This window comes from Methylomonas rosea, assembly GCF_024505055.1.
In the GTDB taxonomy this organism is placed as follows: Bacteria; Pseudomonadota; Gammaproteobacteria; order Methylococcales; family Methylomonadaceae; genus Methylomonas; species Methylomonas rosea.
In genome coordinates this window covers 50,087-65,786 of record NZ_JANIBL010000022.1, presented here as the reverse complement: position 1 = coordinate 65,786, position 15,700 = coordinate 50,087, and the positions used below count along the sequence as shown (strand labels likewise).

Sequence of the window (15,700 nt, the reverse complement as noted above, 5' to 3'; positions counted from 1 at the left end):
AAAATGCCCCGCCGGTGTCCCGACGGGGCATTTTTCCTTTAACGGCGTTGCTTTAGCAATCGGCTTTGTTTAACACTCGCAGCGAATAGCGTATTCACCCGATCTATCAGTCGTTACCGCCGAATACACCCAACAATTGCAGCAAGCTGGTGAACAGGTTGTATATGGACACATACAATGACACGGTGGCTAGAATGTAGTTGGTTTCGCCGCCTTGGATTATTTCACTGGTTTGATACAAAATCATACCTGACATCAGCAATACGAACATAGCGGAAACCGCCAACGACAACGCAGGTACCGAGAACAAGATCGCCGCCAAACCCGCGAAGAACGCTACCAGCACCCCTACCATCAGGAAGCCGGCCATAAAACTAAAATCCTTGCGGGTGGTCAGCGCGTAGCCTGACAAGCCCAGGAAAATAACGCCGGTACCGCCCAGTGCGGTTAAAATCAGTTCATGGCCGTTGCTGAACGCGTGTATATACATGTTTAAAATCGGCCCCAGGGTCATACCCATGAAACCGGTCAACGCAAACACGAACACCAAACCCAGTGCACTATTACTGAAACGGGTGGTTAAAAACAGCAGACCGAAGTAGCCCACCATGGTAATAATCAAGCCCGGATGCGGCAAATCCAGCGTCATTGCCACCGCAGCCATAGCTGCGCTGAACAGCAGAGTCATCGATAGCAATAAATAAGTATTCTTTAAAACCTTATTGGTCGCCAGTATGCCGGCTTCCGAACGAGCAGTTGCAGTATTTAAACGCATGATCAGTTATCCTCTCAAAGTTACAAGTAATGCTGTGACCGCACAATGTCCCGGGAGTTTCAAGGCATTGTCGATACCGTCTGCTAGTATACCTAAAGAAATTGCATATACGAGGTTAAATAGGTAATGAGCCCCACCCCCTACGAGTTAATCGGCGGCGAGAATGCGTTGCGCAGCTTGGTCGATAGATTCTATTTTTATATGGATATTCTGCCGGAAGCCCAGGGCATACGCGCGATGCACGCCCCCAGCCTGACCACCGCCAAAGACAAATTATTTAAATTCTTCTCCGGCTGGCTGGGCGGCCCCAATTTGTTCATCGAAGAATTCGGCCACCCGATGCTGCGTGCCCGGCATTTTCCGTTTCCGATTGGCGCATCGGAGCGCGATCAATGGATGCTGTGCATGAATAAAGCCTTGGACGAAGTTGAGACGGATCCGCGCCTGCGCGAAAACATCCGTACCGCCCTGCAACAACTCGCGACGCATATGATTAACCAAGAAGCCACGGGAAGCTGAGCCTCATGTCATTATCCAAACAATTGTTAATCCTGATATCGGCACTGTTTTTGATGATTTTCAGCGTCAATTTCGCGTTGAGCGTCAACAACATCAAGGACTATCTGGAAGGCGAATCGAAGAATCATGCCCAGGATACCGCCACCTCGCTCGGTCTATCGCTTAGCCCTTACATGGCCGATAACCGCGATCCGGTGATTAAAACCATGATGAACGCTATTTTCGATATGGGTTATTACAAGGAAATCAGACTGGTCGATGCGGACAACAAAGAGCTGGTAGCCCTGAGCAGCGACAAACGCATAGAAGGCGTGCCGGACTGGTTTACCGAACTCCTGCCGATGACATCGGCCACCGCTGAAAGCGAAATCAGCTCGGGCTGGAACATGAGCGGAGTGATCTACGTCACCGTCAACTCCGGCTACGCCTACCTAAAACTGTATGAACAAGCCAAATCCGGATTTTACTATTCGCTGGCGGCATTTTTATTCTCCATCGCCCTGCTGGCACTGCTTTTGCGCGTCACATTGGCCTCGCTAAGAAAAATCGATCTATTGGCCCAGCAGATCAGCGACGGCCATTTCGAAAGCATAGAAGAATTGCCCTGGACCCGCGAAGTGCGCAATGTGGCGGCATCAATGAATACGATGTCGCATAAGATCAAAACCACAATAGCCGCACTACACGGCAAACTGGACCAAATGGGCGCCAGCCTGTTGCGCGACGACTTGACCGGGCTGTATAAAAAAGCCGTATTCGAAACCGACATGAAAAATTTGGCATTGGAAGACGCAGATGCCTTTGTGGTATTGATAAAAATCGACAGCTTGGTCGATCTGGTTAAAGAGCGCGACAGCGACGTGATCGATCAATTCTTACAAGCGTTTGCCGCCATACTGGAAAAAATCGCCAAATTGGCTGGGGAACAATCCGGCAAAGCGTATCGATTCTACGGCGCCGAATTCGCACTCGTGCTGGAGATTGGGAATCCGGAACAATTGGAAGGGATGGTGAAAACCCTGAGCAACGAAGTTACCGAATTGGGCGAACGCTACCAAAAAACCGATTTGGCCCACATCGGCGTGGTTGCTTTCAATCCGCTGCTGACCACCGAAAGCCTGCTGGAAGCCGCCCACGAAGCTTACGAACAAGCGCATCTGATCGGCGCCAACAGTTATTTCATCCGCACCGGCGATAATTTTGCCCGCGATATTGCCACCTGGAAGGATTTGGTCTTCGACTGCGTCGACCAAAACGGTTACTCGGTTTGGTATATCGGGCAGATCGCCGCATTCAGCAGCGGCGAACTGTTGATGGAAGAGGCTTTCATTCAGGTGCACGATAAACAGGGCGGCCTGGTGGCAATCGGTCCGTTCATCTCGATTGCCGAAAAATTCGCCAAAATCGTCGATCTGGATAAAGGCGTAATTCGCATTGCGTTAGACCATATTCGACACAATCACATCGAACACGCCATCGCCGTCAACGTATCGACCCGCACCATCAAAAACAGCGATTTCCGGCTCTGGCTGGAAAAACTGATCAAGCAAAATCCAGCGGAAGCCAAAAAGCTGGTATTCAGTTTGTCTGCTTATGCCGTCGTCAAGGATATAGACGCCTATCAGGCCTTCATCGAAACCGTGCACCAATGGGGCGCGCGGGTGATGATAAAACGCTTCGAAACCCAATCCATATCGGCGGAATTGGTCAAACGCCTGAAACCGGACTTTATCCGCCTGGCCCGCGACATCGGTAACGGCATCGACAGTTCCTCGCAAAAACACGCCTTCGTGCAAACCATGCAAGAAATTTCCACGTTGCTGGATATTTCAATTTTGGCCGAAAACGTACAATCGGATAAGGATTATCGCAGCTTAAAGGCGATAGGAATCGTCGGTGCCAGCCGTTAACAAAGGCGCACTCAACGCTGCCGGCATCGCCCTTATTGTCTTCAGCCTATGTTGCGGCATGGTGTTGGCAGCCGGCTTATTAATCGATCAGAGCCTGCTGGATAGAGTAGAAAAAAAATACGGTTCGGCCGCCAAGCAGCGTTTCGTGGACTGGCAAAGCTTAATCGAGAACGGCAAAAGCTGGCCGGAAGCCGAGAAATTGGAGCGGGTCAACGACTTTTTCAACGGTAACGTCGAGTTTGTCGACGATATTATCCTGTGGCAAAAAACCGATTACTGGGCTGCGCCAACCGAGTTTCTGGCCAAAGGCGCCGGCGATTGCGAAGATTATTCGATAGCCAAATATTTTACCTTGGTGGAAATGGGCGTCGATGAAAGCAAGCTACGGATTACCTATGTCAAGGCTTTGGAACTGAATCAGGCTCATATGGTACTGACCTATTTCGACTCGCCGCGCGCAGTGCCCCTGGTACTGGACAACCTGAAACCTGGCATCGTCGCGGCTACGCAACGCCGGGACTTGCAACCCGTCTACAGCTTTAACGGCACCGGCTTATGGCTTGCCAAAAGCAAAGGTTCCGGGCAACATGTCGGCGGCTCGGACCGCTTGAGCATGTGGACCGAGCTTAAATTGAGAATGCTGGAATCGCCTTTTTGAACAAACACACCGCCGCCTTACCTTACAACCTGCGCCGCAGCAGCCGTGCCAAAAACACCCGCATCGTGGTCACCGCCGACAAAATAGAAGTGGTGGCACCGCTGAAAGTTTCCGAACGGCACATTCAGGCTTTTGTGCATGCCCAAAAAGACTGGATAGAAGCCGCGCTTAAACGCGTCGCCGGCAGAATACAAACCGCCGCCCCACGGCTAGCGCCGAGCGAGTATCGGGATGGCGCGCATGTCCCCTACCAAGGCCGCCGCTTACCGCTAAAAATTATCGCCGGCAAAGCCAAAACCGTCCGCATCGAGTTACTGAACGACGAAATGTTTTGGGTGAAATTGCCCACTGGGATTGCCGATGAACAACACTCCGCGCTGATTCGGCAAGCTTTGACCCGCTGGATGAAAAACCAGGCCAAGCAGCATGTACAGGAATTGGTCGATCTACACGGGCCGCGCTTTGCGCTGTTTCCGCGCAGTATCCGCATCAAAACCCAAAAAAGCCGCTGGGGCAGCTGCGGACCAAAAAACGACATCAATATGAATTGGCTATTGCTGTTAGCACCGGCCGCGGTTTTGGAATACGTGGTGGTACACGAGCTTTGCCACATCAAACACAAAAATCATTCCCCGGCGTTTTGGCAACTGGTAGCCGAACATCTACCCGACTTTAAACAACACCGGCTTTGGCTTAAACAATACGGCGCCAGCGTGATGCAAGGCTTGTAATGGCGAAAAAACTGGGGTTTTATATTTTTGCGGCTTTATTTATTTTTGCCGGGCAATTTCTGGTCAATCAGGATTTAGTCAGCGGTACGCCACCGCCCATAGTCCAAACCACGCTGGCCGGCGAAAACGCGATGCAGCGCATAAGCAAAGGTCCGGCCGTGCTGTATTTCTGGGCGGAATGGTGCGGGATATGCCGAAGCATGCAAGGCAGCGTCAGCAATGTACTGCGGGATTATCCGGGATTGACGGTCGCGGTGCGTTCGGGCGACGACAGCGCATTACAGAACTATCTAAACGACAAGCAACTTAACTGGCCGGTTGTGAACGACAACAACGGCAGTCTCGGTCAACGTTACGGTATAAAAGGCGTACCGGCGATTTTCTTCATTAACGCCACCGGCGACATTGTCTTTACGACGGTAGGCTATACCTCGGAATGGGGCATGCGTTTTAGGCTTTGGCTGGCAGGATTGGACTGACGTTATCGAAGCAACTACCCGATCACTGATCGGCGTGTTCCGCCAGATCGCCCAAAGCCGCCAACTCCCGCTCCAGCAGCTCGCTATCGCCCAGGTTGAGTTCCACCAATCGACGTAAGCTGGAAATGCTGTCTATATCGATATGCACGCACTTAAAACCCACTCTGTTGGCATCGGCATGGGTTGCCGCCACTTCCATGGTAATGCTGATTTCTTCGGATAAATCGAATTTCAAGGAATATAAAGCATCGGCCTGACCTGCTAAGGGTTGCTCTAAATCCAACAGACAACCGCGCAAGGACAGGTCGATAATTTTGCAAGGATAGGTCTGTCCGGAACCGGTTAACACAGCCCCTGTATGGTAAAAAATCCTGTGAAAACGGCGTTTATCATCGCTTTTTTCAAATGTCATACGCTTAATCCAAGAAAAATTGCATTGAGGTACTGTCAACGACAATCACATCGTTGCGTTGCAACTGCACGGTGCGGTCTCCCAAGGGCTCGTCATTAATCGCCAGGCCCTCATGTCCTTGCAAGGCGGAAAGGAAATAACCGTCCTTGCGCCTGGCTATCACAATAACCCCGGCACCTTCGTGACCCAGGCGCGTCATGGCTTTCTTCAAGCGCAGGATTCTACCGATGTGCATGCCGTTCAACACTTGCAAATTGGCTTCGGGGGATTTTACGGCATCTTCCAGCTTTTCATTTAAAGCCCGCACATCCGCATCGCCGAAGTCGGCGGGTGAAGATACCAGGACTTTTTCCGAAAATTCATCGGTGGTGTTATAGACGATATAGTGCTTGCCGATGTTGATGATGTCATTGTTTTGCAGGTTCCATTCCTTGGTGCGCTGATCGTTTACCAATAACGGAAATTTTTCGTTCAATTGTTTGAGAACGCAAGTACCGTCTTTAATCACGGCAACGGCATGCGCGGGCGCGACGGCAAGACTGTCAACCACTAGGTCACTGGTTTCATCACGACCGATATGCACTACACCAGAATCAAAAACACCTGTATGGATTGCATTGTCTTTAAAATAAACGGTAAATTTCGCCATCTCTGTTGTTCAAGTAATCCCTGCGCCCGGCTAGTAGTATAGCCATTAAAGCCGAGCTTGCAGATTAATCAATAATTATTTTGATATTACATTATTTTATAAATCCAAACCTATGATAGCCAAAGACTATTTGCATGCGCCTAACACTTGCGCGGTGCCCGAATAAATAAAATATACAGTCGCCAAGCGGCGCGCCATGTGGCAACATCCTCGGTTAGACTTTCTCATTAATATATAAGTCATCGATCATGAATCCGACTCAGTCCCATCCGCAAAGCGAACCCCTTATTTCGCAAGACATCTATATTGCCGGCGTCGACGAGGGTAGCGGCAAATCTTTGATCATGCTGGCGATCATCGAAATGTTATCCGGCTACGCGGACAATATCGGTTTTTTTCGGCCGATTATTCAAGGCGATGCAGACAAAGACGATTTGATTCAATTCATTAGCCACCGCTATCAGCTCCCCACCCCATACGAAGCCATGTATGGCTGTACCAGCGCGGAAGCCAGACAACTCTTGGCCGCCGAACAATACGACGAACTGTTGAAAACCATACTGGCCAAATACCGGGCCTTGAAGGCGCGTTGCGATCATGTGCTCTGCGTCGGCAGCGACTATCGACACGGCAACGCCATTTTCGAATTCGATTTCAACGCCGATGTCGCCAACAATTTGGGCTGCCTGATGATGCCGGTTATGCAGGGCGAAAATCGTAGTGACGAACAAATATTGAATGGTTTGGCCAGCCTGAAACATTCCATGCACGAGCACGATTGCGAGTCGCTGGCCACGGTTATCATCGGTGTCGCTCAAAATCAAATTGCCAGCTTGCGTCACAGCTTAAATCATTCCAGCGAATTTCCGGTGTACGTAGTGCCCGCCGAATCATCCCTGGAAAAACCCACCATCGGTAACATCGCCAAAGTCATCGGCGCTAAAGTATTCTCCGGTGAAAACGCGACAATGAGCCGCGAGGTGTATCACTATAAAGTGGCGGCAATGTTGGTGCCGGACTTTCTGGATTATGTGGAAACCGGTGACTTGGTTATTACGCCGGGCGACCGCTCGGACATCATCATGGCCAGCCTGATGGCTTACAACTCCAGCAACTATCCGCAAATTGCCGGCTTGTTATTAACCGGACATCAACAACCGGCCCCGCAAGTGCAAAAATTGATCGACGGCCTGGGCGATACGCCATTCGCGGTACTCGGCGTCGATTCCGACACCTTCACCACAGCGTTACAAGTCAGTCAGGTCACCGCCCGCCTGCATTCTCAAGACGACCGCAAAATTGCCACCGCGCTCGGATTAATCGAAAGCAACATTAACATGGTGGAACTGCGGCTGCGGCTGTGCAGCAAGGTGTCACATAAAATAACGCCGCTGATGTTCGAGTACGATCTGTTGCAGCGCGCCAAAGCCAGAAAGCAACATATCGTGCTACCGGAGGGCAATGAAGAGCGGATTCTGCGCGCGGCGGAGATTTTGCTGCTGCGCGATGTGGTGAAAATCACCCTACTGGGTAACGAAGTCGAAATCCGCCAGAAGATTCAGGCCATGGCCTTGAAGATGGACAATATCAACATCATCGACCCGATCAAATCGGACCTGCGGCCGCTATTCGCGGAAACCTATTACCAGGCCCGCAAACACCGTTGCATCGTTTACGATACCGCCTTCGATTTAATGGCCGATCCCAGTTATTTCGGCACCTTGATGATACATCTCGATTACGCCGACGGCATGGTCTCCGGCGCGGTGCATTCTACTCAACATACCATTCGGCCGGCCTTCGAAATCATCAAAACCAAACCCGGTGCATCGATAGTGTCCAGCGTATTCTTCATGTGCCTGGAAGATCGCGTATTGGTCTACGGCGATTGCGCGGTGATTCCCAATCCCAACGCCGCGCAATTGGCCGACATTGCCATTAACGCCGCCGAAACCGCGCGCATGTTCAACATCGAGCCACGCGTGGCCATGCTGTCCTACTCCACCGGCGAATCCGGCAAAGGCGAGGCGGTGGACAAAGTCAGAGACGCGGTCAAAATCGCCCAAGCCCTGCGCCCCGACCTGCTGCTGGAAGGACCCATGCAATACGATGCCGCAGTGGACGCCAGCGTCGCTAAAACCAAATTGCCCGACAGCCAGGTCGCCGGCCGCGCCACGGTATTAATTTTTCCGGACCTGAATACCGGCAACAATACCTACAAAGCGGTGCAGCGTTCCTCCGGCGCAATCGCCGTCGGGCCCATCCTGCAAGGCCTGAACAAACCGGTCAACGATTTAAGCCGCGGTTGCACCGTGACCGACATCGTCAACACTGTAGTCATTACCGCGATTCAGGCCCAGGAGGCCGACAAAATATGACGCGAAATACTTTGTCAAGCAGTTTACTGTTTTGCATGCTGAGCTTTAGTTCACTGGCGGAGACCCGCATCGCCGTTCTGGATTTTGAATTGAAAGACCTAACACTGGCACCGGGCGTCCCCGCTGAGGTACAGAGAACCGCGTCGATAAAACCGCTGCTGGAACAGGAGTTAAAGCGCGCCGGCTATGTGGTCATAGCAATACCAAACCAAGCGCAACAAACGGCCAACAGCGGCGTAGGCTATTTGTTCGACCACGCCGATGCCGCCGCACAGCTCGGCAAGCAATTTCAAGCCGACTATATTTTGGTCGGACGGTTACATAAACCCAGCTTCTTGTTCGCCTATCTGATGGGACGTTTGGTCAAAGTGGAGGATGGCAAATTGATCGGCGACTACATTTCCGAATCCAAAGGCCCCAACGCCAGTCTGACCATCAAAGCCGTGGAAAGCCTGACCACTAAAATCGACCATGATCTGGAGCGTCGCTACAGCCCGCCGCCACCGGCGAAACTTGCGCATTAATCGCCTCAGCCTTTTGAGATATTCATGAAAATTCTGGTGCTCAACGCCGGCAGTTCATCGGTTAAATACAGCTTATTCGACATGTCTGATCGCTCGGTATTGATTGCCGGTATCATCGAACGTATCGGCGAAGATGCCGCCAGCCAGAGTTATTCGCTGGCGAATAATGATCGGACACGCGACGAAATCAGCTGCCGCAACCATCAACAAGCCTTGCAATTGTTGTTCGAAACGTTGGCTGCTTGCCGCGTGCTGAATGACCGTCGCGAACTGGCCTGCATCGGCCACCGGGTGGTACATGGCGGCGAACATTTTCGCGAGCCGGCGCTAATCGATACGCAAGTGATGCGGCACATTGCCGAGGTGATTCCGCTGGCACCGCTGCATAACCCCGCCAATCTGTTGGGAATCGAAGAAGCCATCCGCCAAATGGGCGAGACGCCGCAAGTCGCGGTATTCGATACGGCGTTTCATCAAACCCTGCCGGATTATGCCTATCGCTATGCTCTGCCCGAACGCCTTTATGAGGAACACGGCGTGAGACGTTACGGCTTTCACGGCACCTCGCACCGTTATGTTGCCGAACAGGCCGCACAATATCTCGGCAAACCCTTGCCGGAGACCAATCTAATCACGCTGCATCTCGGTAACGGCGCCAGCGTCACGGCTATCCAAAACGGCCGGAGCATCGATACATCGATGGGCATGACGCCGCTGGAAGGTTTGATGATGGGCAGCCGCTGCGGCGACATCGACCCGGCAATCCATTTTTATCTGAGCCGCACGCTGAATTTGTCCAACGAGGCCATTGAAGCCCTGCTCAACAAAGAAAGCGGCTGCAAAGGCATTTGCGGCGAAAACGATATGCGCGCCATACACCGGATGTCGGAAACCGGCGACGATCTCGCCCGGCTGGCGCTGGCGATGTACGCCTATCGCATCAAAAAATACATCGGCGCTTATTTTGCGGTGTTGGGCCGGGTGGATGCCTTGGTATTTACCGGCGGCATCGGCGAAAACGATGCCTGGCTACGCGAACAAGTCTGTCTGGATATGACCCTCTTCGGGATTGCCATAGACCAGGAAAAAAACCGAAAACCGGTGCGACCTTGCGACAACATCAGTCAACCCAACTCCGGTGTGACAGTATTGGTGATTGCCACGGACGAGGAACTGGAAATTGCGATCCAGGCCATGCAATGTCTGGAACAGCCGCACCCCTAGATCAGCAGGAAGTAGGCCTAAATTACCTAAGTCTGTCACCGCCGCCGTGAATAAGCATTTCTTCCGGGGTTCAAAGAAACATTTCTGTAACATTTTACCCATATGATTTCGAGAGAGATCCGGTTAGCTCTCCCGAATTGTTACTGTCAACATTGTTGTTTTCGCAACAAATCAAACTCAAATCACCAAAGAAGCCGTAACGGGACTATGCAATAACTAATGCGATAATATTGCATCAGCGCTTGTTATAATATAACATCTTTAAACATCATTTCTGACTGCTTCGCTTAACATGAAAAAAACCGCTGCCCTGATTTTAATGCTGCCATCTCCGGTTCTGATGGCCGAAGAACCTGCTATTCAAGCACTGGACGAAATAATCGTCACGGCACCGCTGCAAGACAGAAAATCGGACAGCCCGGTGCCTGTCACCGTATTGAGCGACGACGAATTGCGCATGAAAACCGGCCACAGCATCGGCGACACCCTGAAAAACGAGCTGGGCATCAGCAGCCAATCCTTCGGTCCCGGCGTCGGCACCCCGGTGATACGTGGTCAAGCCGGGCCCAGAGTCCGGGTATTGAGCAACGGCATCGGCAGCAACGATGTTTCCGCAATCAGCCCCGACCACGCCACCAGCGTCGAGCCTCTATTGGCTGAGCGCATCGAAGTGCTGCGCGGCCCTGCGACGCTGCTTTACGGTAGCGGCGCGATGGGCGGCGTGGTTAACGTCATCGACAACCGTATCCCCGGCCGCCAGTTCGACAAACTTTTGGGCGCCGCGCTCGAGCAACGTTTCGACTCCACCTCCGACGAAACCAGCACCACCATGAAAGTCGAGGGCGGCAAGGACAACATCGCTTATCACCTGGACGGCTTCTACCGGCATCGTAACAATCTGGACATCGGCGGCAGCGGCATAGACACTGCAAAGGTCGCGATCACCGATCCATCGTTGGCGGTTGTCGATAACCCTAAAGGGTTTCTAAACAATACTGGCGCCGAAGCAATCAGCGGCTCTGCCGGTTTATCCTGGATCGGAGCGCCAGGTTTTGCTGGCGTATCCATCAATAATCTGAATAACAACTACGCCATCGCTCCCGACGGCACCGGCGACGAAACCGTGCGCATCGCGATGCGGCAAACCAAATACGACTTTAAGAGCGAACTGAACAACCCATTCCGCTTCGCGAAAAGCCTGCGGACCCGGCTTGGATACACCGATTACCAACACACCGAAATCGCCAACGGCGAACCCGGTGCGTACTACACCAATCAGTCTTACGAAGGCCGCATGGAATTGGCTCACCAAGACCTAGGACCACTGCGCGGCGTGGTGGGCTTTCAAGCCCAGGCTAGTGACTTCAATGCGATCGAAAAACTCACCGGCGACAGCATCGTGCCTCGCTCGGACATTACCAGTTATGGCGTCTTCGCCGTGGAATCGTTTGACATTGGCGCGGTGACGTATCAACTGGGCACCCGCGTCGAACAAACCGATATTCGCCCGGACGGTTTCGCCAATCTCAGCTATACCCCAGTCAGCGCATCGGCTTCCGCCGTATGGAAACTGGATAATCGCAACAGTCTCAATCTGGCGGTGACTCGTTCATCGAGAGCCCCACAGGTCCAAGAACTACTGTCCGACGGCTACCACGACGCTACCCGCAGTTACGACCGGGGTGACCTGGGTTTAAGAGAAGAAACCTCCTACAACCTGGACTTGGGCTACCGCTTCAAAACCGATTGGTTACGCGCCGAATTAGACTTATTCCACAACTGGGCCAGCGATTATATTTTCCAGCAACGCAACGGCGAATTCGTCGATCAAGACGGTAATCCTTGCGTAGCGGATTGTGTGCCTTTGGTCACCAGCGGACAAAACGACGCCATCTTCAAAGGTTACGAAGCCAAACTGATTTTTCCGATGATGGAAAACCAAGTTGGCCTATTGGAGATGACCTTATTCAGCGACTACACCCGCGGCGAATTCGTCAACGGCAGCGACGTACCGCGCATGCCGCCGTTACGCTACGGCCTGCAACTGGATTTCAACCGGGATAAATTGTCGACCTATCTGCGCTTTGCTCGCGCCGAATCGCAGCCGCATGCCGGCGATTTCGAAACCTCTACTGCCGGCTATTTCTTGCTGAATGTGGGCGCGAACTATCAAATCAAGGCCTATAAAGACGCCAAGCTGATGGTGTTTGCCAAAGGCAACAATCTGCTGGATCAAAACATCCGCAACTCGACATCCTATTTGCGAAACTTCGCGCCGGAAGCGGGACGCGGAGCGGAAGTGGGTTTTCGAGTCAGTTATTGAGAACCGCTTAAGTAGGCGCTGTTTCCTCAGCGCCTTTTTTTGGCCACCCAAACGCTACAATATAACATCGGCATCAACATGACTCTTGAACACGCGCCGTCCAGACATCTCCCGGTCACTGTGCTATCCGGTTTTCTCGGCGCAGGTAAGACCACACTGTTGAACCATATCCTCAACAATCGGAAAAATCTCCGAGTGGCTGTGATTGTTAACGACATGAGCGAGGTCAACATCGACGCCGCGACGGTCAAAAACGAAGTACAACTGAATCGTGGCCAGGAAAAACTGGTCGAAATGAGCAACGGGTGCATTTGCTGCACTCTACGCGAGGACTTGCTGATCGAGGTCGGCAACTTGGCCAGGGAAGGCCGCTTTGATTACCTGGTGATCGAATCCACCGGCATCGCCGAGCCCTTGCCGATTGCAGAGACTTTCACGTTTAGCGACGAAAACGGTGCGAGCTTATCCGACCATGCACGTCTGGATACCCTGGTCACCGTTGTGGATGCCGTGAATTTCATGCGCAATTACATGGAAGCCCTCAGTTTAAAGGAAACCGGTGAATCCCTGGGCGACGACGATGAACGTAACGTCGCTGATTTGCTGGTCGATCAAATCGAATTTGCCAACGTGATCCTGATTTCCAAAATCGACCTGATCGCCAGCGACGAAATCCTCAATCTAAAAGCCGTGTTGCGCAGCCTTAATCCTGATGCGGAAATCGTACCTATGGTGATGGGACAAGTGGATCTGCATAAAGTCCTCGACACCGGCTTGTTCGATTTCAAAAAAGCAGAACAAGCACCGGGCTGGTTGAAAGAATTGCGTGGAGAACATACCCCGGACCAATTCGCTGGGAGCGAATTGGCACGCGATAGCGCCCGCAGGGGAAAACACAAGGAAGTGTTTTCTGAAACCGAGGAATACGGTATCGGCAGCTTCGTTTATACGGCCCGCCGCCCTTTCCATCCGCAGCGCTTCTATGATCTTCTCCACGAAGGGGAATGGGAGAACGGCACATTGCTGCGCTCTAAAGGCTTCTTTTGGCTAGCGTCGCGACCCGATCATGCCGGCAGTTGGTCGCAAGCCGGCGGAATGATGCAGCATGGCTTGGCCGGGCATTGGTGGGCTTCGGTGCCCACACAGGAATGGCCGGCAGAGTATTTACCGGACATCCAGTCCCAATGGGTGGAACCCTATGGCGACCGCCGGCAAGAACTGGTGTTTATCGGCCAAAACGTCGATGCGGATAAAGTCCGTCGAGAACTCAACGACTGCCTACTCACGGATGCCGAACTCGCTGCCGGCCCGGCCGTTTGGCATCACTATCGCGATGAATTTCCGCAATGGTTTGCCGATGGCTAGCATCGATAGTTATTTGCACCTGATTGGTATCGAGCTTTTGGTGATACTAGCTATCCTCGGATACCTCGTTGAAGCAGACTTGCCGAAACGCGTGGTCTCCAGACTATTTCTCACGGTATTGGGATTTATGCTGGCCCATCTCGCCACTCACGCATTGCCGAACCAAATCGCCGGTTTCATTTACAGCTCTCAGCACCTATACCATTCCGCCAAGTCTCCCGGACTACACCGCACATGACTATTGCCCTAAGCACCATTGCCGGCGCTATTGCTGCCTGCCTTGCCGTTAGCCTTTGCTCGCTGTCCAGCATGTTTGCCCTATGGCTGAAGCCCGCCACGTTAAATCGAGTAGTACCGTATTTGGTGGCGCTGGCGGTCGGCGTGTTGCTGGGAGACGCTTTTATTCATTTGATTCCGGATGCGGTCAATCGCCACGGTGCGGTCAGCGACGTTTGTTTAACCGTGTTGGTGGGTGTGTTCGGTTTTTTCGTGTTGGAGAAACTGGTACGTTGGCGTCACGACCACAACGTCGATATCACGCCACTGAGTGGCGAGATCCTGCCCTTGGCAAAAATGAATCTGATCGGCGATGCCATGCACAATTTCGTCGACGGCATATTGATCGCCGGAAGCTTCCTAGCCGATCCGGCACTTGGGCTAACCACTACCTTGGCCATCATCGCCCACGAAGTCCCGCAAGAACTCGGTGATGTCGGCGCACTGCTGCGCGGCGGCTACACGCCCAGACAAGCCGTGCTCTACAACTTTTATTGCTCGCTGACCGTGCTACCGGGGGCGATCTTCACCCTATTACTCAGCCAGATAGCCGAATCGTCCTTGACCCTGTTGCTGCCCATAGCTGCCGGCGGCTTCATTTATATCGCAGCCTCCGATCTGATTCCGGTGTTACACGAACGCTGCAGCTTTCCCAGCCTGAGCGGGCAAACCGCCGCTTTTGGTATGGGCATAGGTTTTATGCAATTCATTGTGTTTTTCGAACAAGTCCTGATCGCTATTTAAGGAGTTTTTGTGTTTGCTCGCATACCTTTTCGCCAATCGGCCCTCTCACCGCTAAGGGGCCTCGCCTCGTTCCAGCCGGTTTCCTACAAACCATCGACCCGAACGGTAGTCTCTAAAAACTTCGTCGATTTGACACGCATCTACGAAGATGGCGTGAACCTTTGCTCAATAGAACGACCGTTGCCTGCGGCCATTGAAAGCTTTATCAACCAAGCCTCGAAACAATTTGGCAAATTGGAACTGAGCCAGCCGGTGAATCCCGATCAGTTTGATTTTGCCAACCTCTGGCCGCAAGCCAGCCAAACCCACGGTTACCGCGCATGGCTGGAGGACGTCGAACTCTTGACCTCCGCATTCTGCGAACTCTTCGGACTGAAACAGGCCGGCTTGCGCCTGCGGACTTTACAAAATGCCATGTGTCCGCGCTTTCATGTTGATCGGGTGCCCGCTCGACTGATTTGCAGTTACGGCGGCATCGGCACCGAATGGTTACCGGAATACGCGCTGGACCGACAACAACTGGGCATGGGCGGCGGCGGTTTGCCAGACGACCAATCCGGCGTTATTACCGATCCTACGGCAATTCGGCGCATGCCCGCCTATGCCGTCGGTTTGATGAAAGGCGAAGCCTGGGAAGGTAACGAAGGCCAAGGTTTTGTGCATCGGTCGCCGACCCCCACCGCCGTGCAACCGAGGCGCTTGGTGCTGACACTGGACATGCTATGAGGGTATG

General features: G+C 52.7%; 16 protein-coding genes. 13 read left to right on the top strand and 3 right to left on the bottom strand.

Annotated features, from left to right (window positions below; all coding sequences use genetic code 11):
* Nucleotides 1–106: 106 nt before the first annotated feature.
* Nucleotides 107–775, bottom strand: coding sequence for a Bax inhibitor-1/YccA family protein (locus NP589_RS09140; RefSeq protein ID WP_256606713.1), 669 nt, complete (start codon nt 773–775; stop codon nt 107–109).
* Between the two features lie 126 nt (nt 776–901).
* Between NP589_RS09140 and NP589_RS09135 the strand changes: the two genes are divergently transcribed.
* From NP589_RS09135 to NP589_RS09115, 5 genes are read left to right on the top strand one after another with little or no spacing between them, the layout of a single operon-like run.
* Entirely contained in the window at nt 902–1,294 is a 393-nt protein-coding gene (locus tag NP589_RS09135) for a group II truncated hemoglobin (RefSeq protein ID WP_256606712.1), read from the top strand.
* 5 nt (nt 1,295–1,299) lie between these two features.
* Nucleotides 1,300–3,204, top strand: a complete 1,905-nt coding sequence (locus NP589_RS09130; protein ID WP_256606711.1) for a bifunctional diguanylate cyclase/phosphodiesterase — start codon at nt 1,300–1,302, stop codon at nt 3,202–3,204.
* Nucleotides 3,191–3,862 (top strand): transglutaminase-like cysteine peptidase, encoded by a 672-nt coding sequence (locus NP589_RS09125; RefSeq protein ID WP_256606710.1) that lies wholly within the window; start codon nt 3,191–3,193, stop codon nt 3,860–3,862. Before NP589_RS09130 ends, NP589_RS09125 begins: the two co-directional genes overlap by 14 nt.
* Nucleotides 3,859–4,593, top strand: a complete 735-nt coding sequence (locus NP589_RS09120) for a M48 family metallopeptidase (protein ID WP_256606709.1) — start codon at nt 3,859–3,861, stop codon at nt 4,591–4,593. The genes NP589_RS09125 and NP589_RS09120 overlap by 4 nt, the downstream gene beginning before the upstream one ends.
* On the top strand, nt 4,593–5,072 hold the full coding sequence (locus NP589_RS09115; protein ID WP_256606708.1) for a protein disulfide oxidoreductase: 480 nt from the start codon (nt 4,593–4,595) through the stop codon (nt 5,070–5,072). Before NP589_RS09120 ends, NP589_RS09115 begins: the two co-directional genes overlap by 1 nt.
* A 22-nt stretch (nt 5,073–5,094) precedes the next feature.
* On the opposite strand, the gene NP589_RS09110 is transcribed toward NP589_RS09115, so the two are convergent.
* Together NP589_RS09110 and NP589_RS09105 are read right to left on the bottom strand one after the other, a co-directional pair.
* Nucleotides 5,095–5,484, bottom strand: coding sequence for a PilZ domain-containing protein (locus tag NP589_RS09110; RefSeq protein WP_256606707.1), 390 nt, complete (start codon nt 5,482–5,484; stop codon nt 5,095–5,097).
* 4 nt (nt 5,485–5,488) lie between these two features.
* On the bottom strand, nt 5,489–6,133 hold the full coding sequence (locus NP589_RS09105; RefSeq protein WP_256606706.1) for an FHA domain-containing protein: 645 nt from the start codon (nt 6,131–6,133) through the stop codon (nt 5,489–5,491).
* Nucleotides 6,134–6,381: 248 nt separating this feature from the next.
* Here NP589_RS09105 and pta point away from each other — a divergent pair, with 248 nt between their 5' ends.
* The 8 genes from pta (at nt 6,382) to NP589_RS09065 (ending at nt 15,693) form a co-directional block, all read left to right on the top strand.
* On the top strand, nt 6,382–8,511 hold the full coding sequence (gene pta / locus NP589_RS09100; RefSeq protein WP_256606705.1) for a phosphate acetyltransferase: 2,130 nt from the start codon (nt 6,382–6,384) through the stop codon (nt 8,509–8,511).
* Nucleotides 8,508–9,035: a DUF2380 domain-containing protein gene (locus NP589_RS09095; protein ID WP_256606704.1), complete on the top strand. Its 528-nt coding sequence runs from the start codon at nt 8,508–8,510 to the stop codon at nt 9,033–9,035. The genes pta and NP589_RS09095 overlap by 4 nt, the downstream gene beginning before the upstream one ends.
* 24 nt (nt 9,036–9,059) lie before the next feature.
* A complete protein-coding gene (locus NP589_RS09090) occupies nt 9,060–10,259 on the top strand; it encodes an acetate/propionate family kinase (protein ID WP_256606703.1) in 1,200 nt (399 codons plus the stop codon).
* A gap of 292 nt (nt 10,260–10,551) precedes the next feature.
* A complete protein-coding gene (locus tag NP589_RS09085; RefSeq protein WP_256606702.1) occupies nt 10,552–12,582 on the top strand; it encodes a TonB-dependent receptor in 2,031 nt (676 codons plus the stop codon).
* A gap of 78 nt (nt 12,583–12,660) precedes the next feature.
* On the top strand, nt 12,661–13,947 hold the full coding sequence (locus NP589_RS09080; RefSeq protein WP_256606701.1) for a GTP-binding protein: 1,287 nt from the start codon (nt 12,661–12,663) through the stop codon (nt 13,945–13,947).
* Nucleotides 13,940–14,185, top strand: a complete 246-nt coding sequence (locus NP589_RS09075; protein ID WP_256606700.1) for a hypothetical protein — start codon at nt 13,940–13,942, stop codon at nt 14,183–14,185. Before NP589_RS09080 ends, NP589_RS09075 begins: the two co-directional genes overlap by 8 nt.
* The gene (locus NP589_RS09070; RefSeq protein WP_256606699.1) at nt 14,182–14,967 is read left to right on the top strand and encodes a ZIP family metal transporter; all 786 of its coding nucleotides are present in this window, start codon (nt 14,182–14,184) and stop codon (nt 14,965–14,967) included. Before NP589_RS09075 ends, NP589_RS09070 begins: the two co-directional genes overlap by 4 nt.
* 9 nt (nt 14,968–14,976) lie before the next feature.
* Nucleotides 14,977–15,693, top strand: a complete 717-nt coding sequence (locus NP589_RS09065) for a DUF1826 domain-containing protein (protein ID WP_256606698.1) — start codon at nt 14,977–14,979, stop codon at nt 15,691–15,693.
* Nucleotides 15,694–15,700: the final 7 nt, after the last annotated feature.

Excerpts from the sequence above, each read along its gene's own strand:
- NP589_RS09075 (WP_256606700.1), top strand. The coding sequence starts at position 13,940 with ATGGCTAGCATCGATAGTTATTTGCACCTGATTGGTATCGAGCTTTTG.
- NP589_RS09090 (WP_256606703.1), top strand. The coding sequence starts at position 9,060 with ATGAAAATTCTGGTGCTCAACGCCGGCAGTTCATCGGTTAAATACAGC.
- NP589_RS09105 (WP_256606706.1), bottom strand. The coding sequence starts at position 6,133 with ATGGCGAAATTTACCGTTTATTTTAAAGACAATGCAATCCATACAGGT.
- NP589_RS09085 (WP_256606702.1), top strand. The coding sequence starts at position 10,552 with ATGAAAAAAACCGCTGCCCTGATTTTAATGCTGCCATCTCCGGTTCTG.
- NP589_RS09140 (WP_256606713.1), bottom strand. The coding sequence starts at position 775 with ATGCGTTTAAATACTGCAACTGCTCGTTCGGAAGCCGGCATACTGGCG.
- NP589_RS09130 (WP_256606711.1), top strand. The coding sequence starts at position 1,300 with ATGTCATTATCCAAACAATTGTTAATCCTGATATCGGCACTGTTTTTG.
- NP589_RS09135 (WP_256606712.1), top strand. The coding sequence starts at position 902 with ATGAGCCCCACCCCCTACGAGTTAATCGGCGGCGAGAATGCGTTGCGC.
- NP589_RS09070 (WP_256606699.1), top strand. The coding sequence starts at position 14,182 with ATGACTATTGCCCTAAGCACCATTGCCGGCGCTATTGCTGCCTGCCTT.
- NP589_RS09095 (WP_256606704.1), top strand. The coding sequence starts at position 8,508 with ATGACGCGAAATACTTTGTCAAGCAGTTTACTGTTTTGCATGCTGAGC.
- pta (WP_256606705.1), top strand. The coding sequence starts at position 6,382 with ATGAATCCGACTCAGTCCCATCCGCAAAGCGAACCCCTTATTTCGCAA.
- NP589_RS09080 (WP_256606701.1), top strand. The coding sequence starts at position 12,661 with ATGACTCTTGAACACGCGCCGTCCAGACATCTCCCGGTCACTGTGCTA.
- NP589_RS09110 (WP_256606707.1), bottom strand. The coding sequence starts at position 5,484 with ATGACATTTGAAAAAAGCGATGATAAACGCCGTTTTCACAGGATTTTT.
- NP589_RS09115 (WP_256606708.1), top strand. The coding sequence starts at position 4,593 with ATGGCGAAAAAACTGGGGTTTTATATTTTTGCGGCTTTATTTATTTTT.